General features: G+C 54.7%; 18 protein-coding genes and 1 other annotated feature. Of the genes, 10 read left to right on the forward strand and 8 right to left on the reverse strand.

Annotated elements, in window-relative coordinates:
- The first annotated feature begins 2 nt into the window (after nucleotides 1-2).
- The 7 genes from hutX to ybaK all read left to right on the forward strand — a co-directional run bounded on the left by hutX (nucleotide 3) and on the right by ybaK (nucleotide 7,155).
- Entirely contained in the window at nucleotides 3-497 is a 495-nt protein-coding gene (gene hutX, locus OGV74_RS19655; protein WP_003021812.1) for a heme utilization cystosolic carrier protein HutX, read from the forward strand.
- A complete protein-coding gene (chuY, locus tag OGV74_RS19660) occupies nucleotides 497-1,120 on the forward strand; it encodes an anaerobilin reductase (RefSeq protein WP_086503782.1) in 624 nt (207 codons plus the stop codon). Before hutX ends, chuY begins: the two co-directional genes overlap by 1 nt.
- 51 nt (nucleotides 1,121-1,171) lie before the next feature.
- On the forward strand, nucleotides 1,172-2,164 hold the full coding sequence (locus OGV74_RS19665) for a FecCD family ABC transporter permease (protein ID WP_003021806.1): 993 nt from the start codon (nucleotides 1,172-1,174) through the stop codon (nucleotides 2,162-2,164).
- Entirely contained in the window at nucleotides 2,161-2,931 is a 771-nt protein-coding gene (locus OGV74_RS19670; RefSeq protein ID WP_003835815.1) for a heme ABC transporter ATP-binding protein, read from the forward strand. Before OGV74_RS19665 ends, OGV74_RS19670 begins: the two co-directional genes overlap by 4 nt.
- Nucleotides 2,932-3,078: 147 nt before the next feature.
- The gene (gene copA / locus OGV74_RS19675; protein ID WP_044712822.1) at nucleotides 3,079-5,580 is read left to right on the forward strand and encodes a copper-exporting P-type ATPase CopA; all 2,502 of its coding nucleotides are present in this window, start codon (nucleotides 3,079-3,081) and stop codon (nucleotides 5,578-5,580) included.
- 100 nt (nucleotides 5,581-5,680) lie between these two features.
- On the forward strand, nucleotides 5,681-6,475 hold the full coding sequence (locus OGV74_RS19680) for a TraB/GumN family protein (protein WP_086503781.1): 795 nt from the start codon (nucleotides 5,681-5,683) through the stop codon (nucleotides 6,473-6,475).
- 200 nt (nucleotides 6,476-6,675) lie between these two features.
- Nucleotides 6,676-7,155, forward strand: a complete 480-nt coding sequence (ybaK, locus tag OGV74_RS19685; RefSeq protein WP_003021794.1) for a Cys-tRNA(Pro)/Cys-tRNA(Cys) deacylase YbaK — start codon at nucleotides 6,676-6,678, stop codon at nucleotides 7,153-7,155.
- 107 nt (nucleotides 7,156-7,262) lie between these two features.
- On the opposite strand, the gene ushA is transcribed toward ybaK, so the two are convergent.
- Nucleotides 7,263-8,915, reverse strand: a complete 1,653-nt coding sequence (gene ushA, locus OGV74_RS19690) for a bifunctional UDP-sugar hydrolase/5'-nucleotidase UshA (protein ID WP_086503780.1) — start codon at nucleotides 8,913-8,915, stop codon at nucleotides 7,263-7,265.
- Nucleotides 8,916-9,089: 174 nt separating this feature from the next.
- Between ushA and fsr the strand changes: the two genes are divergently transcribed.
- Nucleotides 9,090-10,310 carry a fosmidomycin MFS transporter gene (gene fsr, locus OGV74_RS19695; protein ID WP_003021788.1) on the forward strand — a complete coding sequence of 407 codons (1,221 nt, stop codon included), beginning with the start codon at nucleotides 9,090-9,092 and terminating at the stop codon, nucleotides 10,308-10,310.
- Nucleotides 10,311-10,535: 225 nt separating this feature from the next.
- Nucleotides 10,536-12,215 carry a YbaL family putative K(+) efflux transporter gene (gene ybaL, locus OGV74_RS19700; protein WP_003021783.1) on the forward strand — a complete coding sequence of 560 codons (1,680 nt, stop codon included), beginning with the start codon at nucleotides 10,536-10,538 and terminating at the stop codon, nucleotides 12,213-12,215.
- Between the two features lie 44 nt (nucleotides 12,216-12,259).
- Here the strand turns inward: ybaL and gsk are convergent, their stop codons facing one another.
- On the reverse strand, nucleotides 12,260-13,564 hold the full coding sequence (gsk, locus tag OGV74_RS19705; RefSeq protein ID WP_057063196.1) for an inosine/guanosine kinase: 1,305 nt from the start codon (nucleotides 13,562-13,564) through the stop codon (nucleotides 12,260-12,262).
- Between the two features lie 152 nt (nucleotides 13,565-13,716).
- Between gsk and aes the strand changes: the two genes are divergently transcribed.
- Nucleotides 13,717-14,676 carry an acetyl esterase gene (gene aes / locus OGV74_RS19710; protein ID WP_003021777.1) on the forward strand — a complete coding sequence of 320 codons (960 nt, stop codon included), beginning with the start codon at nucleotides 13,717-13,719 and terminating at the stop codon, nucleotides 14,674-14,676.
- Here the strand turns inward: aes and hemH are convergent.
- The 6 genes from hemH to dnaX form a co-directional block, all read right to left on the reverse strand.
- Complete coding sequence (gene hemH, locus OGV74_RS19715) at nucleotides 14,673-15,635, reverse strand: ferrochelatase (RefSeq protein ID WP_286521423.1); 963 nt, start codon at nucleotides 15,633-15,635, stop codon at nucleotides 14,673-14,675. The genes aes and hemH overlap by 4 nt on opposite strands.
- A 164-nt stretch (nucleotides 15,636-15,799) precedes the next feature.
- Entirely contained in the window at nucleotides 15,800-16,444 is a 645-nt protein-coding gene (gene adk, locus OGV74_RS19720; protein WP_003021773.1) for an adenylate kinase, read from the reverse strand.
- A gap of 232 nt (nucleotides 16,445-16,676) precedes the next feature.
- Complete coding sequence (gene htpG, locus OGV74_RS19725) at nucleotides 16,677-18,551, reverse strand: molecular chaperone HtpG (protein ID WP_003021770.1); 1,875 nt, start codon at nucleotides 18,549-18,551, stop codon at nucleotides 16,677-16,679.
- Between the two features lie 110 nt (nucleotides 18,552-18,661).
- Complete coding sequence (gene recR, locus OGV74_RS19730; RefSeq protein WP_003021767.1) at nucleotides 18,662-19,267, reverse strand: recombination mediator RecR; 606 nt, start codon at nucleotides 19,265-19,267, stop codon at nucleotides 18,662-18,664.
- Nucleotides 19,267-19,596 (reverse strand): YbaB/EbfC family nucleoid-associated protein, encoded by a 330-nt coding sequence (locus OGV74_RS19735; protein ID WP_003021764.1) that lies wholly within the window; start codon nucleotides 19,594-19,596, stop codon nucleotides 19,267-19,269. Before OGV74_RS19735 ends, recR begins: the two co-directional genes overlap by 1 nt.
- Nucleotides 19,597-19,653: 57 nt before the next feature.
- Nucleotides 19,654-21,585: a DNA polymerase III subunit gamma/tau gene (gene dnaX / locus OGV74_RS19740; protein ID WP_003021761.1), complete on the reverse strand. Its 1,932-nt coding sequence runs from the start codon at nucleotides 21,583-21,585 to the stop codon at nucleotides 19,654-19,656.
- Nucleotides 20,257-20,321: a sequence feature (DnaX frameshifting element), on the reverse strand. It overlaps the preceding gene by 65 nt.
- Nucleotides 21,586-21,640: the final 55 nt, after the last annotated feature.

The following is a 21,640-nucleotide window of genomic DNA, read 5'->3' on the forward strand; positions in this document are numbered from 1 at the left end:
GTATGAGCCATGTCTCTTTACAGGATTTTTTGAAAACTGAGCCGGACGGTACGCTGGAAGCTATCGCAGCCCAGTACAACACCACGCTGCTGGAGGTGGTGAAAAACCTCCCCTCCCCGACGCTGGTTTCCGGCGATCAATTTGATACCGTCTGGGAAACCGTCAGCGAATGGGGCAAAGTCACCACCCTGGTCCATACTGCTGATGTCATTCTGGAATTCACCGGTGAATTACCTTCCGGATTCCACCGCCACGGTTACTTCAACCTGCGCGGCAAAAAAGGCATGACCGGTCATATCAAGGCAGAAAACTGCACACATATCGCCCTGATTGAACGCAAATTTATGGGCATGGACACCGCGTCCATTCTCTTCTTTAACCAGGCGGGTAGCGCTATGTTCAAAATTTTCCTCGGTCGGGATGAGCATCGTCAGCTACTGGCCGACCAGGTCAGCGCCTTTCACGCGCTGTCTTCATCCTTAAAGGAACATGCCTGATGGCTCCATGGCTCATTTTTGGTGCAGGTGGTAGCGGCGTCGGCGCGAAAACACTGGCACTCGCACTGGCGGAACAACGTCCGGTGATTGCCGTCGTTCGCAACGCGCAGGTCGCTGCCGGGTTGCAGGAAAAAGGTGTGCAGGTCTTCATTGGCGACGCCTGCGACAGCCAGGTCACCGCCTGTGCCTGTCGCGCAGCGGGTCAACATGCCACGGTGATCTCCTCCATGGGCGGTGCCCAGGATTATCTGGCGCACAGAACCGTCATTGATGAAGCAGAAAAAGCGGAGATCAAACGCATGATTCTGGTGACTTCGCTTGGCTGTGGCGACAGTTGGCCCTTTTTGTCCCCACGCGCCAGGGCCGCATTTGGTCGGGCGGTACGCGAAAAATCGTTGGCTGAAAGCTGGCTACAAACCAGTCAACTGGACTACGCCATTCTCCGCCCCGGCGGTTTGCTGAACGGTGCAGCCACAGGTCAGGCGCAACGGATACAGGCCGAGGAGTGCCATGGTTTTGTGATGCGTGCAGATGTTGCAAGGCACATTCACGAACTGGCTACAGCCCCGTCACTCAATAACCAGATTTACAGTTTGGTTGAGCCAGGACTGAAACCCGCGTAAACCCCTCGCGGCGCGGGAACTTCGCGCCGCAAAGACGTTATGGAGCGTTGCGTGCTTAAGGACTCGCTTTCTTCCGTCAGCATTCTGACGGGTCTTTCTCTGTTGTTGGTCGCTCTGATGCTCTTCGGAGCCAGCCAGGGGGCGCTGAACATTAGCTTCAGCGCGCTGTTCAACGACGAATACCGTGACATCTGGTTGAACATCCGTTTGCCCCGTGTGTTGCTGGCCGTTCTGGTAGGCGCAGCGCTGGCAACGGCAGGGGTTATCATGCAGGGGCTTTTTCGCAATCCGATGGCCGATCCTGGCCTGCTTGGTGTCAGTAGCGGCTCCGCGCTGATGGTCGGTATCGCGATAGTTATCCCCTTTTCGTTTCCCGTGGTGCTGGTGCTGTATGAGCAGATGATTTTTGCCGTCGCGGGCAGCATGGTGGTCTGCACGATTATTTTCCTGATAAGCCAGCGTCATAGCCACGGCGGAATGATGCAACTGCTGTTAGCCGGTATCGCTATCAATGCTTTGTGCGGTTCGGCTATTGGCGTACTGAGCTATGTGGGCGATGAGCAACAGCTACGTCAACTTACGCTGTGGATGATGGGCAATCTCGGCCAGGCCCAGTGGCCAACGCTGCTGGTTGCCAGTACCTTTGTTCTTCCAGCCATTGCTGTCACCGTCTGTATGGCGGGCACGCTTAATTTGCTGCAATTGGGTGATGAAGAGGCGCATTACCTCGGCGTGAACGTCAAACGTAAGCGCCAGCAGTTACTGTTGCTCAGCTCGCTACTGGTTGGTGCTGCCGTTTCCGTCAGCGGCGTAATTGGTTTTATTGGCCTGGTGATCCCACATCTGATCAGAATGACTACCGGCGCCGATCATCGCTGGTTGATTCCCTGCTCGACGCTGGCGGGCGCCTGTCTACTCCTGATTGCCGATACGCTGGCCCGCACTCTGGTGCAGCCTGCCGAAATGCCCGTTGGTCTGTTAACCAGCCTGATCGGAGGACCGTATTTTCTGTGGTTAATACTGCGTAGCCGGAGGGTGTCATGATCGTTGCTGAAAATCTGGTTTACCACATTCAGGGCAGACGATTGACCGACGATGTTTCCCTGACGCTACCTGAAGGAGAGATTATCGCGATTCTTGGCCCGAATGGCGCCGGGAAATCAACGCTGCTACGCCAGCTCACGGGTTATCTGCAACCTCACAGTGGGCGCTGTAGCTTATTCGGCAAGCCGCTGAACGAATGGTCAATCACCGAGCTGGCAAAAACCCGTGCCGTGATGCGCCAGAACAGTCATATGGCCTTCCCGTTTAGCGTGCAGGAGGTTATTCGCATGGGCAGGCATCCGTATCGCACGCGCAATACGGGCGATGAAACGGAACACATCATGACGTTGTGCGACTGCCAGGCGCTGGCCGCGCGCGATTACCGGCATCTGTCGGGAGGAGAACAACAGCGGGTACAGCTGGCACGTCTGCTGGTTCAGCTTTGGGAGCCCGAGCCTCGGCCCAAATGGTTATTTCTCGATGAACCCACCTCCGCCCTGGATATTCACCACCAGCAGCACCTTTTTCGTCTGCTGCGTCGCCTGGTGCGTGAACGGCAGTTTAGCGTCTGCTGCGTCCTGCACGATCTCAACCTCGCAGCGCGTTATGCCGACCGCGTGGTATTGATGGAACGCGGCAGGATTGTTGATAACGGGTATCCGCAGGATGTCCTGAAGCAACGGGCGCTGAACGCGCTGTACGGTGCCGATCTCACAGTCATAAATGAACCGGAGCATCGAACGCCGCTTATCGTCCTCAATCAATAACAGACCGGGAACGCTCTGAGGTGACGTTCCCGTTTTTTCCCCCTTCGCCCCTTTTTTCATCTTTTCTAAAAACACCCTTGACCTTCCCCTTGCTGGAAGGTTTAACCTTTATCACAGTCAGTTAAACCTGCAATGAAGGAGTTGGTTATGTCTCAAACAATCGATCTAACCCTGGACGGTTTGTCCTGTGGTCACTGCGTAAAACGCGTTAAAGAAAGTCTGGAACAACGTCCGGATGTTGAGCAAGCGGATGTCTCCGTGACAGAGGCGCATGTTACCGGGAGCGCCAGCGCAGAAGCGCTGATTGAAACCATCAAACAAGCCGGTTACGGCGCGGAGTTAAGCCACCCAAAGGCTAAACCGCTGACGGAGTCATCAATCCCGTCGGAAGCACTGGCAGCGGTCCCTTCCGAGCTTCCGGCAGCTACGGCTGATGATGACAGCCAACAGTTGCTGTTAAACGGCATGAGCTGCGCCAGTTGTGTGACCCGTGTACAAAATGCATTGCAAAGCGTACCGGGTGTCACCCAGGCACGGGTAAACCTGGCGGAACGCACTGCGCTGGTAATGGGCAGTGCCTCCGCCGCAGATTTAGTGCAGGCGGTAGAAAAAGCAGGTTACGGCGCAGAAGCCATTGAAGATGATGCTAAGCGCCGCGAGCGTCAGCAAGAAACCGCCGTGGCAACCATGAAACGTTTTCGCTGGCAGGCGGCCGTCGCGCTGCTGCTGGGTATCCCTGTCATGGTATGGGGAATGATTGGCGACAACATGATGGTGAGCGATGACAACCGCAGCCTGTGGCTGACGATTGGTCTGGCAACGCTTGCGGTGATGGTTTTCGCGGGCGGTCACTTTTACCGCAATGCGTGGAAAAGCCTGATGAACGGCACCGCGACTATGGATACGTTGGTCGCGCTGGGTACAGGGGTGGCATGGCTCTATTCCATGAGCGTCAACCTCTGGCCGCAATGGTTCCCGATGGAAGCGCGACACCTCTATTATGAAGCCAGCGCCATGATTATTGGTCTGATTAACCTCGGACACATGCTAGAAGCGCGGGCTCGCCAGCGCTCGTCCAAAGCGCTGGAAAAACTGCTTGATTTGACGCCACCGACCGCACGCGTCGTTACTGACGAAGGTGAAAAGAACGTGCCGCTGGCAGACGTTCAGGCGGGAATGTTGTTGCGCCTGACCACCGGCGACCGCGTGCCAGTCGATGGAGAAATTACGCAGGGCGAAGCCTGGCTAGATGAAGCGATGCTGACCGGTGAGCCGATTCCGCAGCAAAAAGGTGAAGGCGATAGCGTCCACGCCGGTACGGTCGTACAGGACGGCAGCGTGCTGTTCCGCGCCAGCGCCGTTGGCAGCCACACCACGCTGTCACGCATTATTCGTATGGTGCGTCAAGCGCAAAGCAGCAAACCGGAAATTGGCAAACTGGCCGACCGTATCTCCTCGGTGTTCGTTCCGGTCGTGGTCGCCATTGCGCTGGTCAGTGCGGCTATCTGGTATTTCTTTGGACCAGCACCGCAGATTGTCTATACGCTGGTCATTGCCACCACCGTTCTGATTATCGCCTGCCCTTGTGCGTTGGGTCTGGCAACGCCGATGTCGATTATTTCCGGCGTGGGGCGTGCCGCTGAGTTTGGGGTACTGGTACGCGATGCCGATGCGCTGCAGCGCGCCAGCACGCTCGATACTCTCGTCTTTGATAAGACCGGGACGCTGACTGAAGGCAAACCGCAGGTTGTCGCCATCAAAACGTTTGGCAACACCGATGAAGCGCGGGCAATTCGTCTGGCTGCAGCCCTTGAACAGGGTTCCAGCCACCCGCTGGCAAGGGCGATTCTGGACAAAGCTGGCGATGTCTCGCTGCCGCAGGTCAACGGTTTCCGTACGCTGCGCGGGTTAGGCGTCAGTGGCGAGACCGAAGGTCATACGTTGCTGCTGGGAAATCAGGCTCTGCTCAATGAACAGCAGGTTGATACCACTGAAATGGAAGCTGAAATCACCGCTCAGGCTTCCCAGGGTTCAACTCCGGTCCTGTTGGCGATTGATGGTAAAGCGGCGGCGCTGTTAGCGGTTCGTGATCCACTGCGTAGCGACAGCGTGGCAGCGCTCCAGCGCCTGCACCGCGCCGGGTATCGTTTGGTGATGCTGACCGGCGACAACCCAACGACCGCCAACGCTATTGCCAAAGAGGCGGGTATTGACGAGGTGATTGCGGGTGTTCTGCCGGACGGTAAGGCCGAGGCGATCAAGCGTCTGCAGAGCCAGGGGCGTCAGGTCGCCATGGTCGGTGACGGTATCAACGATGCGCCTGCGCTGGCTCAGGCCGATGTAGGGATCGCCATGGGTGGCGGCAGCGATGTGGCGATTGAAACAGCCGCGATTACGCTGATGCGTCATAGCCTGATGGGCGTTGCGGATGCGCTGTCTATCTCCCGGGCAACGCTACGCAATATGAAGCAGAACCTGCTCGGCGCGTTTATCTACAACAGCATCGGCATCCCGGTTGCCGCTGGGATTCTGTGGCCGTTCACCGGCACGCTGCTCAACCCGGTAGTCGCCGGGGCGGCGATGGCGCTTTCTTCCATCACCGTGGTGAGCAACGCGAACCGACTGCTGCGCTTCAAACCTAAAGAGTAACCCTTTGCCGGATGGCGCTATCAACTGCGCCATCCGGCAATTCACACATTGCGACTTTTCCGGCCACGCGCTAGCATGGTTCTCCACTTAGGGAGGTCGTATGGATTTGTTATACCGGGTAAAAGCATTATGGTCTGCACTGCGCGGCAACCACTATACCTGGCCTGCCATCGACATCTCTTTGCCCGGCAACCGCCATTTTCATCTGATTGGCAGCATTCACATGGGCAGCCGCGATATGGCGCCTCTGCCTGCCAAATTACTCAAAAAGCTCAAGCATGCCGATGCGCTGATTGTCGAAGCGGATGTTTCCGGTGACGACGCGCCGTTTGCCAACCTTCCGACCTATGCTGCACTCGAAGAACGTCTCAGCCCGGAGCAGTTAGAAAACCTGCGTAAAGTCACCAACGAACTGGGCATTTCCCCATCCCTGTTATCTACTCAGCCGTTGTGGCAAATTGCCATGGTATTACAGGCAACGCAGGCACAGCAGCTGGGGCTGCGAGCGGAATACGGGATTGATTATCAACTGTTGAATGCGGCTAAACAGGCGCATAAACCGATAATCGAACTGGAAGGCGCATCCAGTCAAATCGAGCTGTTATGTCAGTTGCCTGATAACGGACTGGCCCTGTTGGATGATACTCTGACGCATTGGCATACCAATGCCAGACTGCTACAGCAGATGATGGGCTGGTGGCTTGAAACGCCGCCGCGCAATAGCGAACTGACGCTTCCCAATACCTTTAGCCAGTCGTTGTATGACGTATTGATGCATCAACGCAACACAGCCTGGCGCGATCGGCTCAGAGCGATGCCTGCTGGTCACTACGTCGTGGCCGTTGGCGCGCTGCATTTATACGGAGAAGGAAATTTGCCGGAGATGTTACGGTAAAAAAATGGCCAATATCTCTATTGGCCCGTCAAAGAGGAATTTCATCATTATTATGATCCCGGCGCTTAAAGCGTCGGTGTAGTTCGATTGTCGCTCAAAGTCATCATCCTGCCAATACTATTGCGCAAGATGGTACTATTTTTTAGACAGACATCAGGCGTATGCTTGAGTCGTATTTTGTCTGGGCCAGGAAAATTGCTATGACACCCGCCGTTAAATTACTCGAAAAAAACAAAATTTCTTTCCAGATCCACACCTACGATCACGATCCGTCCGAGACGAACTTTGGTGATGAAGTGGTGCGAAAGTTAGGTCTGAACGCGGACCAGGTTTACAAAACGCTGCTGGTTGCCGTGAATGGCGACATGAAGCATCTGGCGGTCGCCGTCACACCGGTAGCAGGTCAACTGGATCTCAAAAAGGTTGCCAAAGCATTGGGTGCCAAAAAGGTCGATATGGCCGATCCCATGGTCGCGCAACGCACTACCGGCTATCTGGTAGGCGGTATCAGCCCGCTGGGGCAGAAAAAAAGATTGCCGACGCTTATCGACGCGCCAGCCCAAACGTTTGACACCATTTATGTTTCCGGCGGCAAACGCGGGCTGGATATCGAACTGGCAGCGAGCGACCTGGCGAAAATTCTGGATGCGAAATTCGCCGATATCGCCCGCCGGGATTAAGCGGTTATAGAATGAATGCCTGATGGCGCGCAGCTTTAAGGCCTACAAATCGCACTGACCTGTAGGCCGGATAAGGTGCCAGCACCGCCATCCGGCACTCCGCCCTGTTACTGCCAGCTCACCTCACCCTTCGGCTCATACGCACTGGCATCCAGCGGTGAGTTCTTCTGCACGTACTCTTTCAGCACTTCCGCATCAATAAACCCGGTATTCACATAGCCTGGTTTGTTATCAATGCGCGGATAGCCATCACCGCCGGTGGCGTTGAAGCTCAGCGTTGCCATACGATAGGTTTTGGCTGGGTCAACAGGTTCGCCTTTGATTTTCAAATCGTTAAGTTTGCCGTCTTTCGCTACAAAGCTGACGTTGGCAAACTGCGGGTAGGCTCCGGAGTCCGGCTTCATTTGCGCCACCGCGGTCAGATAATCAATCACTTCTTTCCCGCTCATATCGGCGTACACCACGATGTTGCCAAACGGCTGTACCTTCAGCACGCTCTTATAGGTGATATCGCCGCCTTCGATGGAGTCACGGATACCGCCGCCGCTCATCACGCCAAAATCAGCGCTGGTTCGCGCTATTTGCGCAGCCAGCAGCAAGTGCCCCATGTTGGTTTGCACGAAACGGACTTTGCTACGGTCGCCTTCGAGGCGCGCATTGACGCTACCGATTTTCACGTCGAGCTGCGCTTTACCTTTATTCTGGAACGGCGTCAGCAGCGAAAGCATTTGCTGATTTTCAACAATCTCCGGGGTGTAGAGTACGCGCTCACTTTTACCGTTGTCCCAGGTCACTTTTTTCTTCAGATTAACGGGAATGAGCTGGTAGTTAACCATTTTCATTTCGCCGTTACGGAACTCAAAGTCCGCCCGGCCCACGTATTTCCCCCACTCGTGGGCCTGTACAATCCAGATCCCATTTTGCTTATCTGGCGCACACGGCGTACCCGGTACGTAATCAACCTGCTTCTTATTTTCCGCAGCCATACACACCGGATCCTGCGAGTGGCCACCGACAATCATCGCCAGCGAACCTGCTGGCAGGCTGCGCGCCATTTCGACATCGCCAGGGGCGTTCGAGCCGTGGTTGCCATTGTCATAATGTCCCATATGGGTGGTCGCGATAATGATGTCTGGCTTTTCCCCCATATTCAGTTCCTGAATAACCAGTTTGGCTTCATCAGCAGGTTTACGGAATTCGATATCGGTAAAGAACTCAGGGTTGCCAATTTTCGCCGTATCGTCAGTGGTTAAACCAAGTACGGCAATTTTTAAATCCTGGCGCTTAAAGATGGCCCACGGCTTAAATAAACGCTCGCCGGTGCTTTTCTGATAAATATTGGCCGAGAGAAACGGAAATTTGGACCATTTTTCCTGCTGCCGCAATACGCTAAGCGGATTATCAAACTCGTGGTTTCCGACCGCCATCGCGTCATAGCCAATCAGGTTCATCCCGCGAAAATCAGGTTCCGCATCCTGCAGATCGGACTCCGGTACGCCGGTATTAATATCACCACCAGAAAGCAGCAGTACGCTGCCCCCTTCCTCAGCCACCTCTTTACGAATACCGTCCACCAGCGTTTTTTGCGCCGCCAGTCCGTATTCCCCATATTCGCTACGCCAGAAGTGACCGTGATGATCGTTGGTATGCAGAATGGTAATTTTGTAGGTTTTATCTTTTTCGTACGCTTGCGCTGGCTGACCTGCCAGCGTAAATGCGGCTAATAACGCTAGCGCCACGCCCCGTTTTAAAAACTTCATATTTCTCTCCCTGAGCCAAAATCAACGACTGAAATTACAATGATATGAAATAATAGTCGAAAATGTTTTCAGAAATGAGACTTCCTTCAAACACCTTCCGCAGGTATGTTAGTCAGGTAATAATAACAAATTAGATTACCCTCATAATCGCAACCCAAACAGAAGTGACTTTCTATGGCAATAAGTGAACCAACCCAGCCTGTGGCTGGCGCGTCAGCGTCGGTTGCTAAAGCACGCACCTCATTTGGCATTTTAGGAGCGATCAGCCTCTCCCATTTGCTAAACGATATGATTCAGTCGCTGATCCTGGCGATTTATCCGCTATTGCAGTCAGAGTTCTCGCTGACGTTTATGCAGATCGGGATGATCACCCTAACCTTCCAGCTAGCTTCTTCGCTGCTGCAACCGGTGGTGGGTTACTGGACGGACAAATATCCGATGCCATGGTCGCTGCCCATAGGAATGTGCTTCACGCTGAGCGGGCTTGTTTTGCTGGCCATGGCCGGCAGCTTCCATATGGTGCTGCTCGCCGCGGCGCTGGTTGGCACCGGCTCTTCGGTATTTCACCCGGAATCGTCCCGTGTGGCGCGTATGGCCTCCGGCGGTCGCCACGGCCTTGCCCAGTCGATTTTCCAGGTTGGCGGCAACTTCGGCAGCTCACTGGGACCGTTGCTGGCGGCTGTCATCATCGCGCCATATGGTAAGGGTAATGTGGCCTGGTTTGTTCTGGCTGCGCTATTAGCGATTGTCGTCCTGGCGCAAATCAGCCGTTGGTATGCCGCGCAGCATCGGATGAGTAAAGGAAAGCCGAAGGTCGCTATCGTTAATCCGTTGCCGCGTAATAAAGTGGTGCTGGCTGTAAGCATCCTGCTGGTACTGATTTTCTCCAAATACTTCTATATGGCGAGTATCAGCAGCTATTACACCTTTTATCTGATGCAAAAATTCGGATTATCGGTACAAAACGCCCAGTTTCACCTGTTTGCCTTCCTGTTTGCCGTCGCGGCCGGGACGGTGATTGGCGGACCATTAGGCGATAAAATTGGCAGAAAATATGTTATTTGGGGGTCTATCCTCGGCGTTGCGCCATTTACCCTCGTTTTACCCTACGCAACGCTGGAATGGACCGGGATTTTAACCGTGATCATTGGTTTTATCCTCGCATCGGCGTTTTCTGCTATTCTGGTTTACGCACAGGAGCTGCTTCCTGGGCGTATCGGCATGGTTTCTGGGTTATTTTTTGGTTTTGCCTTCGGCATGGGCGGCTTGGGAGCCGCGGTGCTAGGGCTGATAGCCGACCATACCAGCATCGATTTGGTCTACAAAATATGTGCTTTCCTGCCACTTCTGGGGATACTGACCATATTCTTACCTGATAACCGACACAAAGCCTGATTTTCTGACGGCCAAAAGTAAATTTTGGCCGTCATTACTTACAGTAGCCATCAGCCTTTACCTCTCACATATCACCGTACTTTTCCGATCCGTGCTTTTTTACGCTTAAAATCCCGTTTTCTTCAAAATTCAATAATTATTCATAAACATAAACATTAAAATTGTCATAAACTATTACTCGTAGTTTGGGTTTTTAGGATCATCACAGCAACCAAAGGAGACGGAATGCATCACGCCACCCCGCTTATCACCACCATTGTCGGCGGCCTTGTGCTCGCTTTTATATTAGGCATGATTGCCAATAAACTACGTATTTCTCCTCTGGTGGGATATCTGTTAGCGGGCGTTCTGGCCGGTCCATTTACACCTGGTTTTGTTGCTGATACTAAGCTCGCGCCTGAACTGGCCGAGCTTGGCGTTATTCTGCTGATGTTCGGCGTCGGGCTGCACTTTTCCCTGAAGGATTTGATGGCGGTAAAGTCAATCGCCATTCCCGGCGCGATTGCCCAGATAGCAGTGGCAACGCTGCTGGGTATGGCGCTTTCAGCTGTATTAGGCTGGTCGCTGATGGTGGGGATCGTGTTTGGTCTGTGTCTTTCAACCGCCAGCACCGTGGTGCTACTGCGTGCGCTTGAAGAACGACAGCTCATTGACAGCCAGCGCGGGCAAATCGCCATTGGCTGGCTGATTGTCGAAGATCTGATGATGGTGCTGACGCTGGTTCTCCTGCCAGCCGTCGCCGGAATGCTGGAAAAAGAAGATGTCGGCTTCGCTTCGCTGGCCGTCGATATGGGCATTACCATCGGTAAGGTGGTGGCGTTTATCGCGATTATGATGCTGGTGGGTCGTCGCCTGGTACCGTGGATTATGGCCCGCAGCGCCGCAACCGGTTCACGCGAACTGTTTACCCTCTCAGTCCTCGCCCTCGCCTTAGGTATCGCCTTCGGCGCAGTAGAGCTGTTTGATGTCTCCTTTGCGCTGGGCGCATTCTTCGCCGGTATGGTGCTGAATGAATCTGAGCTGAGCCACCGTGCGGCGCATGACACCCTGCCGCTGCGCGATGCGTTCGCCGTGCTGTTCTTCGTTTCCGTCGGAATGCTGTTCGATCCGTTAGTCCTGATCCAGCAACCGTTGGCAGTACTGGGCACGCTGGCGATTATCATCTTTGGTAAATCCCTTGCCGCCTATTTCCTGGTGCGCCTGTTTGGTCACTCTCAACGCACGGCGCTCACCATTGCCACCAGTCTGGCGCAGATTGGTGAATTTGCCTTTATCCTGGCGGGTCTGGGAATGGCGTTAAACCTGCTGCCGCAGGCCGGACAGAATCTGGTGCTGGCAGGGGCAATCCTGTCCATAATGCTCAACCCGGTGCTGTTCGCGGTGTTAGAAAAATATCTCGCCAAAACAGAAACGCTGGAAGAGCAGACTCTGGAAGAGGCTATCGAAGAAGAGAAGCAAATTCCGGTGGATATCTGCAATCACGCCCTGCTGGTTGGCTTTGGTCGCGTCGGCAGCCTGCTGGGTGAGAAATTGATGGCTGCGGGGATCCCGCTGGTGGTTATCGAAACCTCACGTACCCGGGTGGATGAACTGCGCGAGCGTGGGATCCGCGCGGTGCTAGGAAATGCCGCTAACGAAGAGATTATGAATCTGGCGCATCTGGATTGCGCACGCTGGCTGTTGCTAACCATTCCGAATGGCTATGAAGCGGGTGAAATTGTCGCTTCCGCTCGCGAGAAGTGCCCGTCGATTGAGATTATCGCCCGCGCACATTATGACGATGAGGTGGAATATATTACCGAGCGCGGCGCCAATCAGGTCGTCATGGGCGAGCGTGAAATCGCCCGCACCATGCTGGAGCTAATTGAAACACCGCCTGCCGGTGAAGTTGCTACCGCCAGTTAATGTTACGCGTAGGCCCGATAAGCGTAGCGCCATCGGGCAAGAACTCAGCGATCCCAGTACGACTCTTCAAGACTGTCTTCACGTTCCGGCAAACCGCGCGTCAGGCGCGGTGAATGCTGGTTCAGCACCTGGTAACTCACGCGGTTAGCATATTTACACACCTGGGCTAGCGACGAATAGGTCAGCCAGGTGAACTTGTGCTTGCTGGAGTTAGGCACGTTACTGCGGTGATAGCTGTTGGCGGTAATATCATGCAGCAATGCCGCCAGCGCGCCGTCGCCAGCACCGTTGGTATTCATTATCTTTTCAGGCCCGCCCATATACGGTGCAATGTGCGAATACACACGCAGCGGATTGGTACAGTCTTTATGGCGCATGGCGCGGCTGAATTCGTACTGATTGAATTCGGCAATCGCTCCAGGCAGCAGCGGATGCTGGGTTTTACGTTTGACTTCTTCTTCCGTAAAGCCCGCCATATACAGACCTGCCGGACCCGCAGTGCACAGCACCAGATCCACCCAATCCAGCGCTTTGTCGGACGCCAGTAGCGGATCGTTCTCGCCGGTCAGCGCTTCAGCCTCTTCTTCATTCATCGCCAGAATAGAGACATGCTCTTTGAGGAATGCCTGCCACCACTGCGGGTTATCGGCAATGACGAATTTGGTGCCCAGCGTCAGTACCACCGGCACATTGTGTTTTTTAGCGTATTCAATCGCCTTCATGGTCGCTTCCGGCATCGGCTCACCCGGCTCGCAGCGCACCAGATAGGACGTCAGCACCAACGCGGACGCTCCGGCAATTACCGATTCAGGGATGCTATCCGCCCGTAGCTTATTCATATGCCCAGGGCTAATGGCGAAGGTACGCTCTCCGGATTCACCAATCAGCGTAAAGCAACGACCAATCGGTCCATTAACGCCTTGCAGGTAGTTCAGATCGGTACGGCTGGAGGTATTGCATAAATAACGGTACGCATAGCTGCCAATCTCGATATTGCTGCACATCACGCCCAGCAGCACCGAGCGGTCATCCGCCAGCACGGAGTAGTTGTGCATCGTGTTACCGATCGTACCGCCCGCAAACTGATGGGTGATCAAATTTTCACGCACCAGTTCCTGATAGAGCGATTCTGCGACATCATCGGCAATCACCAGAGAATGCCCGGCGCTTAATCCATAACGTTTTACAAAGTCATCATCCACTTTGGCTTCAATATCCACCAACGTCTGGTCGATGCCCACCACCCAGGCTGCGCTGGTTTCATTTTCTGGCTGAATTTGTTGCAACAACGGATCGCGCGCGCTGACGGGAAAATAGTGTTTGGATTTACGTTTACCGGGAAATTTCATGGTCGATTTTACGGGTGGTTAACTGAGCGATGCATGGTAGCACATTCCCTGCTGCGCATGCGATGCGACGCTGAGTTTCAATATCGGACGGTGAGATCGCAGTTTATCCGGGATTAATTTCTACAATAACTCACCTTCACAAGGAGCGTTTTATGAAGCCGGAAAACAAAATCCCCGTACTCGACAAAATTTCGGATGAAATGAAAAGCGTGGTGAATTTTCATCGCGACGATTTGCCGCCGTGGCCCGCTGCCGATGACTTCGTGGCCCAGCGCCAACACTACATTCATGAGCGGCGACTGTGGAATGCCGATGCCCCGCAGATGCATACCCGAGAATGCGTGATTTCTACCGCGTGCGGCCCCGTTGCCACACGCATCTACGCTCCGCAGCCCCAAAGCCAGGCCACGCTGTATTACCTGCACGGCGGCGGTTTTATTCTCGGTAATCTGGATACCCATGACCGGATTATGCGTTTACTGGCGCACTACACCCAGTGCACAGTTATTGGCATCGACTATTCGCTGTCGCCGGAAGCGCGCTACCCACAAGCCATCGAAGAGATCGTCGCCGTTTGCCAGTACTATCATCAACATGCTGGCGACTATTCCCTCAATATCAATACGATTGGTTTTGCGGGCGATTCCGCCGGAGCCATGCTGGCGCTTGCCAGCGCGCTGTGGCTGCGGGATAAACGCATTGCCTGCGGCAAGGTGGCTGGCGTGCTGTTGTGGTATGGGCTTTACGGGCTGCAGGATTCACTGAGCCGACGGCTGATGGGCGGAGCGTGGGATGGGTTAACCCGCGAGGACTTGCAGATGTATGAAAACGCGTACCTACGTAGCGCTGACGATCGCGAGTCACCGTACTATTGCCTGTTTAATAACGACCTGACGCGCGACGTACCGCCGTGTTTTATCGCCGGTGCGGAGTTCGATCCACTGATTGACGATAGCCGCTTATTATTCCAGACGTTACAAGCGCATCAGCAGCCCTGCCAGTACAAAATGTATCCCGGTACGCTGCACGCCTTCCTGCACTATTCGCGGGTGATGAAAACCGCCGATGAAGCTCTGCAGGACGGCGCGCGTTTCTTTAAGCAACAGCTTTAGCGGTAGGCGGCGGTCAGTTTAACCATCATTTCGATATGTTCCGGTGTGGCATTCAACGCCGGAATATACTCATATTGCTTACCGCCAGCCTCAAGGAAAATTTCCCGGTTTTGCACCGCTATCTCTTCCAGCGTTTCGAGACAATCAGCCGCGAAGCCCGGACACATAACCTGGATATGTCGGGTTCCTTTCTCCGCCAGCATTTTTAGCGTTTCATCGGTATACGGCGTCAGCCAGGGTTCGCGGCCAAAGCGAGACTGGAAGGTCATCATGACTTTTTCCGGCGGCAGACCAAGCGCTGAAACCAGCTCACGCGTCGTATCGCGACAGCGCTGCGGGTAGTCATCGCCTTCATCGGCGTAGCGCTGCGGAATGCCGTGGTAGGAGAGCAGCAGTAAATCAGGTTCGCCATGTTGAGCGAATGAATCCCGGGCACTCTTGGCCAGCGCATCAATGTAGCTGCTGTCATCGGCGTAATCACGAATAAAAGAGACGCCGGGAATACCGCGTTTACGCGCTAAGATGCGCGCCAGCTCGTCCCAGACTGCTGCAACCGTCGAACAGGAATATTGCGGGTACAGCGGTAACACCACCATGTGTTCCACTCCGCTTGCCAACAGTTCATCGACCGCGCTTTCGAGCGATGGCGAACCGTAGCTCATCCCCAGCGCGACAGGGGTATCAGGCAGACGTTCTGCCAGCGCCTGCTGTTGCGCCTTGCTGTAGACCATCAGTGGGGAACCGTCTTCCATCCAGATTGACTGGTACAGCTTTGCCACACGCGGCGCTCGCAGCGGCAAAATCACACCACGCAGCAGCGGCCACCACAGCGCAGGGGACGTATCGACTACGCGTGGATCGCTTAAAAACTGGCGCAGGTAGCGCTTAACGGCTTCGGGAGTTGGGGCATCGGGAGTGCCGAGGTTTGCCAGCAGGATACCGGTTTTCGTCTGACGCATTACCGCCTCTTATCGATTCAAATTGTTGATAATTGTAGCGGAAAAGCGGTAAAGAAGAACTAATTGCTGTGAAAGGTAAGACGAGAATTTGCCTGATGGCGCTGCGCTTATCAGGCCTACGAGATATTGGCAGACCTGATAAGAGGTTTAATTACGCGAAAAAATTAGCCGAGGATTTTTTCCAGCGCTGCGCGCACGTCAGCCACGGCCTGAGTGCCGTCAACTTTCGCGTATTTGGTGTTACCCGCCTGCGCTTCTTTAGAGTAGTAGCCGATCAGCGGTGCGGTCATCTGATGGTATTCCACCAGGCGCTTACGTACGGTCTCTTCCTGATCGTCTTTACGGGTGGTCAGCTCTTCGCCGGTCACGTCGTCTTTGCCTTCAACCTTAGGCGGGTTGAATTTGATGTGGTAAACGCGGCCAGAAGCAGCGTGTACGCGGCGACCGACGATACGGTCAACGATCAGTTCGTCAGGTACGTCAAACTCCAGAACGTAGTCCACGTTGATGCCCGCTTCTTTCATGGCGTCTGCCTGCGGAATAGTACGCGGGAAGCCATCAAGCAGGAAACCATTACGGCAGTCTTCCTGAGCAATACGCTCTTTTACCAGCGCGATCACCAGCTCATCAGTCACCAGCTTACCGGCGTCCATGATGTCTTTCGCTTGTTTGCCCAGCTCGGAGCCAGATTTCACGGCGGCACGCAGCATATCACCGGTGGAGATTTGCGGAATACCATACTTCTCCATGATGAACTGAGCCTGAGTTCCTTTACCCGCGCCCGGAGCGCCAAGCAGAATGATACGCATTACGAAAATCCCCTTAAAGGTTGTCGATATTTTTTAAAAAGCGCTAAACGATACCACCATCACGCAATTGGCTCAAGGAAGGTAGTCTACGCTGAAACGGTTAATGGCGGGAAAATTGAAAATAAGGAAAGAAATTGCCGGATGGCGGTGTAAACACCTTATCCGGCCTACGATCAAAAAGATGTTGTAGGCCGGATAAGCGTTAGCGCCATCCGGCATTACATTACAGGTATCAGGATACCAGCAACTGGTTCATACGACGGATGAACTGGTTCGGGTCTTCCAGCGTGCCGCGCTCAGCAAACAGCGCCTGATCCAGCAGCAGCTCAACCCACTCTTTGAACTGTGCTTCGTCCTGAGTATCCGCCGTGCGTTTTACCAGCACGTGGTCCGGGTTCAGTTCAAAGATATATTTCACTTCCGGTACGGCCTGGCCCGCAGCGGCAAAGAGTTTCGCCATCTGGGTGCTCATTTCATCCGCATCGGTGGTAACGATGGCTGGCGTGTCGGTCAGACGGTGAGTCAGACGCACTTCCTTCACGCGGTCACCCAGCAGGGTTTTCACACGCTCAACGAACGGCGTCAGCGCTTTTTCCGCTTCTTTTGCCGATTCGTCAACTTCATCCGCCAGCTTGTCGATGGACTCGTCAGCTTTAGCAACGGACTGGAATGCCTTACCGTCGAACTCGGTCAGGTAGTTCATCATCCACTCATCGATGCGGTCAGAAAGCAGCAGCACTTCGATGCCTTTCTTACGCAGCAGTTCCAGGTGCGGGCTGCTCTTCGCCGCCGCATAGCTGTCTGCAGTGATGTAGTAGATTTTCTCCTGCCCTTCTTTCATTCGCGACACGTAATCTTCCAGCGACACGGTTTGCGCGGAGGAGTCAGTGTGCGTAGACGCGAAGCGCATCAGTTTAGCGATCGTTTCCTGGTTGGCGTGGTCTTCCGCCGGGCCTTCTTTCAGCACCAGGCCGAATTGCTTCCAGAAAGTCTGGTATTTTTCCGCGTCGTCTTTCGCCAGTTTTTCCAGCATCTGCAGTACGCGTTTGGTCAGCGCGCTGCGCAGGTTACGGGTGACGGTGCTGTCCTGCAGGATCTCGCGAGAAACGTTCAGCGGCAGATCGTTAGAATCTATCAGACCACGGACAAAGCGCAGGTAGTTCGGCATGAACTGCTCGGCATCGTCCATGATGAAGACACGCTGGACGTACAGTTTCAGACCATGCTTGTGATCGCGGTTCCACATATCCCACGGCGCCTGCGACGGGATATACAGCAGGCTGGTGTACTCCTGCTTACCTTCCACACGGTTGTGGCTCCAGGTCAGCGGGTCAGTGAAGTCGTGGGCGATGTGCTTGTAGAATTCGTTGTACTCGTCGTCTTTGATTTCCGACTTGTTACGCGTCCACAGCGCCTGCGCCTTGTTGATTTTTTCCCAGGAAACCACGGTCTCGCCGTCTTTCTCTTCGGATTTTTCGATCTCTACCGGCAGCGCGATATGGTCGGAATATTTGCTGATGATGGAACGTACGCGCCAGTCATCGAGGAACTCGTCTTCGCCTTCACGCAGATGCAGAGTGATTTCGGTACCACGGTCTTCTTTGGTAATATCAGCAACGGTGTACTCGCCTTCGCCCGCAGATTCCCAGAACACGCCGTTTTCCGGTTTATCACCCGCAGCACGGGTACGCACGGTGACTTTGTCCGCCACGATGAAGGCAGAGTAGAAACCAACCCCAAACTGACCGATCAACTGGCTGTCTTTCGCCTGATCGGAGCCCATGGATTCGAGGAAAGATTTGGTGCCGGATTTCGCAATGGTCCCCAGATGATCGATAACGTCATCACGGTTCATCCCCACGCCGTTATCGGCAATGGTCAACGTACGCTTATCTTTATCGAAGGAAACACGCACACGCAGCTCACCGTCACCTTCATACAGGTCCGGGTTAGACAGTGCGCGGAAACGCAGCTTGTCTGCCGCATCCGAGGCGTTAGAGATAAGCTCACGCAGGAAGATTTCTTTATTGGAATACAGAGAATGGATCATCAGGTGCAGAAGCTGTTTTACTTCTGACTGAAAACCACGAGTTTCTTGTCCTTTCATGTAGATCTACCTCAACAATGCCATATTCAATGGTAAAAACACGTTGAGGGTGAAATGGGGACAAGCGGGAAGGATTTCAAGCGGAAGCCGCCGTCGCGGCCTCCGTTTGTTCAGAATTTAATCTTGTGTCGTCCTGCCAGAGAGTGCGACAGCGTGGTGCCATCGACCATCTCCAGCTCGCCGCCTACCGGAACGCCATGGGCGATACGGCTGGCTTCAACGCCATATTGCATGCAAAGCTCAGCAATATAGTTGGCGGTCGCCTCTCCTTCGACCGTGGGATTGGTCGCCAGAATCAGTTCGTTGATTTGCTCAGACGCCAGTCGCTGTTCAAGACGATCCAGCCCGATATCATCAGGACCAATACCGTCCAGCGGCGACAGGTGTCCCATCAGCACGAAGTAACGTCCGGAAAATTGCCCGGTTTGCTCAATGGCGTAGATGTCCGCCGGACTCTCCACCACGCAAATCTGACCGTTTTCCTGGCGACGCGGGTTCGAACAGATGTTGCAGACGTCTTGCTCTGTGAAGGTGCGGCAATCGGCACAGTGGCCGATTTCCGACATCGCCTTCGTTAACGCCTGCGCCAGACGCATCCCGCCGCTGCGATCGCGCTGAAGCAGCGTGAACGCCATGCGCTGCGCCGACTTCGGGCCAACGCCCGGCAGACAGCGCAGTGCTTCCATAAGCTGAGTTAACAGCGGGCTGGTTTGCATCAGAACGGCATCTTAAAGCCAGGCGGCAGCTGCATTCCGGAAGAAACAGAGGCCATCTTCTCTTTCTGCGTCTCTTCAATGCGACGCGCCGCGTCGTTGAATGCCGCAGCAACCAGGTCTTCCAGCATCTCTTTGTCGTCTTCCAGCAGGCTTGGATCGATCTCCACGCGACGGCAGTTATGCGCGCCGTTGATGGTCACTTTTACCAGACCCGCGCCAGATTCGCCGGTCACTTCCAGCTTGGCGACTTCTTCCTGCATCTGCTGCATTTTTTCTTGCATCTGCTGGGCCTGTTTCATCAGGTTACCCAGACCGCCTTTACCAAACATAGGCTTCTCTCTCAATCACGTTAAGGGATGACGACCGTCAAACCATTAGGCTGACGATCAAATGGGGCGAATACTCTCTTCGTCCAGCTCCGCATCGAAAAAACGACGCAGCGTCTGGATGTTATTATCCGCAATAATCGACTCACGCGCCTGCGCGAGCTTCTCTTCATAAATGGCCTGACGCCACTCCAGCGGCGTACGCACCGCAGGATTATCATCTTCAACGATGGTCAATTCAACCGTTGACCCCGTTAAGGAACTCAGTGCTTCGGCCAGTTTTTGCTGCGCGCCGCTGGAATTAAGGTGTCGCTGCGTGGAACGCAGGTGCAGGCAAACCACGTTGCCATTCTCTTCTTTCCAGGCATTAAGCGCCACCTGCTCTACCAGTTTAGGCAGCGAGAGCTGGCTCACCTGGGCGGCCCACGGGTCGCGTTCAATGGCTTCAGCCGCAAGCTTTGCCGCCAGTTCTGGCGTTTTTTCATGCTCAAGCGCTTTTTTCAGCGCTTTCGGCGTGGCGACGACTTCTTTGACTTCTGCAACAGGATTGGTCGCTTTCCAGCGATACGCTTCTTTCTTCGCTGGTGCTTTTTCCAGCGCAGAGACTGCCGGACGTGCCTGAACACGTTCCGACACCGAAGCCAGTCTTTCCAGCGCAGCATTATTCACCGGCCGCGCGCGGGAAGCGGCTGCCGGTTCACTCTTTTTTGCTTTGGTTGCTCCCTGAGCACGTTGCAGTTGACTGCGCGCCGCCAGCACCTGACTGGTGGCATCGGAAAGCGGCACATTCTGTTGCTGTTGCGCTGGCGCAGGTTGCTGCTGTGGCACCTGCGTCGGGGTCATCACCGCTGTGGGTGCGACCGGGGCAAACGACTGGCGCGGGACTTCAGGTTCCGGGAGCGGCATGCGCGGATGAAAAGCCAGCGCACGCAGCAGCGTCATTTCGACGCCCATTCGTCTGTCTGGTGCATACGGCAGTTCTTTGCGCCCGATTAACAGGGTCTGGTAGTAAAGCTGCACATCGGTAGGCGGTACAATTCGCGCCAGTTCACGCATACGCTGTTCAATGGCGGCCATATCGCTACCGAGCGCAGCAGGTGAAAGCTGAACCATGGCAATACGATGCAGCAAAGCCGACATCTCAACCAGCAGCGCTTCCCATTCGATACCACGCGCGGCGGCGTCGTTCACCAGCGTCATCACGCGTTCGCCGTCCGCAGCCACAACCGCTTCAACAAGCGAGAGCGCCTGGTCGTCGTCCAGCGTGCCGAGCATAGTGCTGACCGCGTCGGTCGAGACCTGACCATCGCCGCTGGCAATCGCCTGATCGGTCAAACTCAGCGCATCGCGCAGGCTGCCGTCTGCGGCACGAGCCAGCAGTTGCAGCGCACGTGGCTCATGGGCGATATGCTCTTCTTTGAGAATATGCTCAAGCTGATGGCGAATCTGTTCGACATCCAGCGCTTTAAGATGGAATTGCAGACAGCGCGACAGGATGGTCACCGGCAGCTTCTGCGGATCGGTGGTCGCCAGCAGGAATTTGACGTGCGCGGGCGGCTCTTCGAGCGTTTTCAGCAAGGCGTTAAAACTGTGGCGCGACAGCATGTGCACTTCGTCGATCAAATAGACCTTAAAGCGACCGCGCGCAGGCGCATACTGGACGTTATCCAGCAGATCGCGAGTATCTTCGACTTTGGTGCGTGAGGCGGCATCGATTTCAATCAAATCGACAAAACGCCCCTGCTCAATTTCCCGACAGTTATCGCACACGCCGCACGGCGTAGCGGTGATGCCAGTTTCACAGTTTAATCCCTTCGCCAGCAAGCGGGCGATAGAGGTTTTTCCGACGCCACGGGTACCGGAAAACAAATAAGCATGATGAATACGCCCTAACGACAAGCCGTTCGCCAGTGCCGTCAGCACATGTTCCTGGCCGACGACGTCAGCAAAGGTTTGTGGGCGCCATTTTCGGGCTAAGACCTGATAACTCATTGGCAGGCTCTGAAAGGCTGGAGGGTGGATTCACAGGAGGGTAATGCTAACACAA

The organism is Citrobacter sp. Cf116, from assembly GCF_030336505.1.
Classification (GTDB): Bacteria; Pseudomonadota; Gammaproteobacteria; order Enterobacterales; family Enterobacteriaceae; genus Citrobacter; species Citrobacter freundii.

Coding starts and splice junctions, on each gene's coding strand:
- gsk (WP_057063196.1), bottom strand. CDS start 13,564: ATGAAATTTCCCGGTAAACGTAAATCCAAACACTATTTTCCCGTCAGC.
- adk (WP_003021773.1), bottom strand. CDS start 16,444: ATGCGTATCATTCTGCTTGGCGCTCCGGGCGCGGGTAAAGGAACTCAG.
- htpG (WP_003021770.1), bottom strand. CDS start 18,551: ATGAAAGGACAAGAAACTCGTGGTTTTCAGTCAGAAGTAAAACAGCTT.
- aes (WP_003021777.1), top strand. CDS start 13,717: ATGAAGCCGGAAAACAAAATCCCCGTACTCGACAAAATTTCGGATGAA.
- OGV74_RS19670 (WP_003835815.1), top strand. CDS start 2,161: ATGATCGTTGCTGAAAATCTGGTTTACCACATTCAGGGCAGACGATTG.
- recR (WP_003021767.1), bottom strand. CDS start 19,267: ATGCAAACCAGCCCGCTGTTAACTCAGCTTATGGAAGCACTGCGCTGT.
- OGV74_RS19735 (WP_003021764.1), bottom strand. CDS start 19,596: ATGTTTGGTAAAGGCGGTCTGGGTAACCTGATGAAACAGGCCCAGCAG.
- OGV74_RS19680 (WP_086503781.1), top strand. CDS start 5,681: ATGGATTTGTTATACCGGGTAAAAGCATTATGGTCTGCACTGCGCGGC.
- chuY (WP_086503782.1), top strand. CDS start 497: ATGGCTCCATGGCTCATTTTTGGTGCAGGTGGTAGCGGCGTCGGCGCG.
- ybaK (WP_003021794.1), top strand. CDS start 6,676: ATGACACCCGCCGTTAAATTACTCGAAAAAAACAAAATTTCTTTCCAG.
- hutX (WP_003021812.1), top strand. CDS start 3: ATGAGCCATGTCTCTTTACAGGATTTTTTGAAAACTGAGCCGGACGGT.
- ybaL (WP_003021783.1), top strand. CDS start 10,536: ATGCATCACGCCACCCCGCTTATCACCACCATTGTCGGCGGCCTTGTG.
- hemH (WP_286521423.1), bottom strand. CDS start 15,635: ATGCGTCAGACGAAAACCGGTATCCTGCTGGCAAACCTCGGCACTCCC.
- copA (WP_044712822.1), top strand. CDS start 3,079: ATGTCTCAAACAATCGATCTAACCCTGGACGGTTTGTCCTGTGGTCAC.
- dnaX (WP_003021761.1), bottom strand. CDS start 21,585: ATGAGTTATCAGGTCTTAGCCCGAAAATGGCGCCCACAAACCTTTGCT.
- fsr (WP_003021788.1), top strand. CDS start 9,090: ATGGCAATAAGTGAACCAACCCAGCCTGTGGCTGGCGCGTCAGCGTCG.
- ushA (WP_086503780.1), bottom strand. CDS start 8,915: ATGAAGTTTTTAAAACGGGGCGTGGCGCTAGCGTTATTAGCCGCATTT.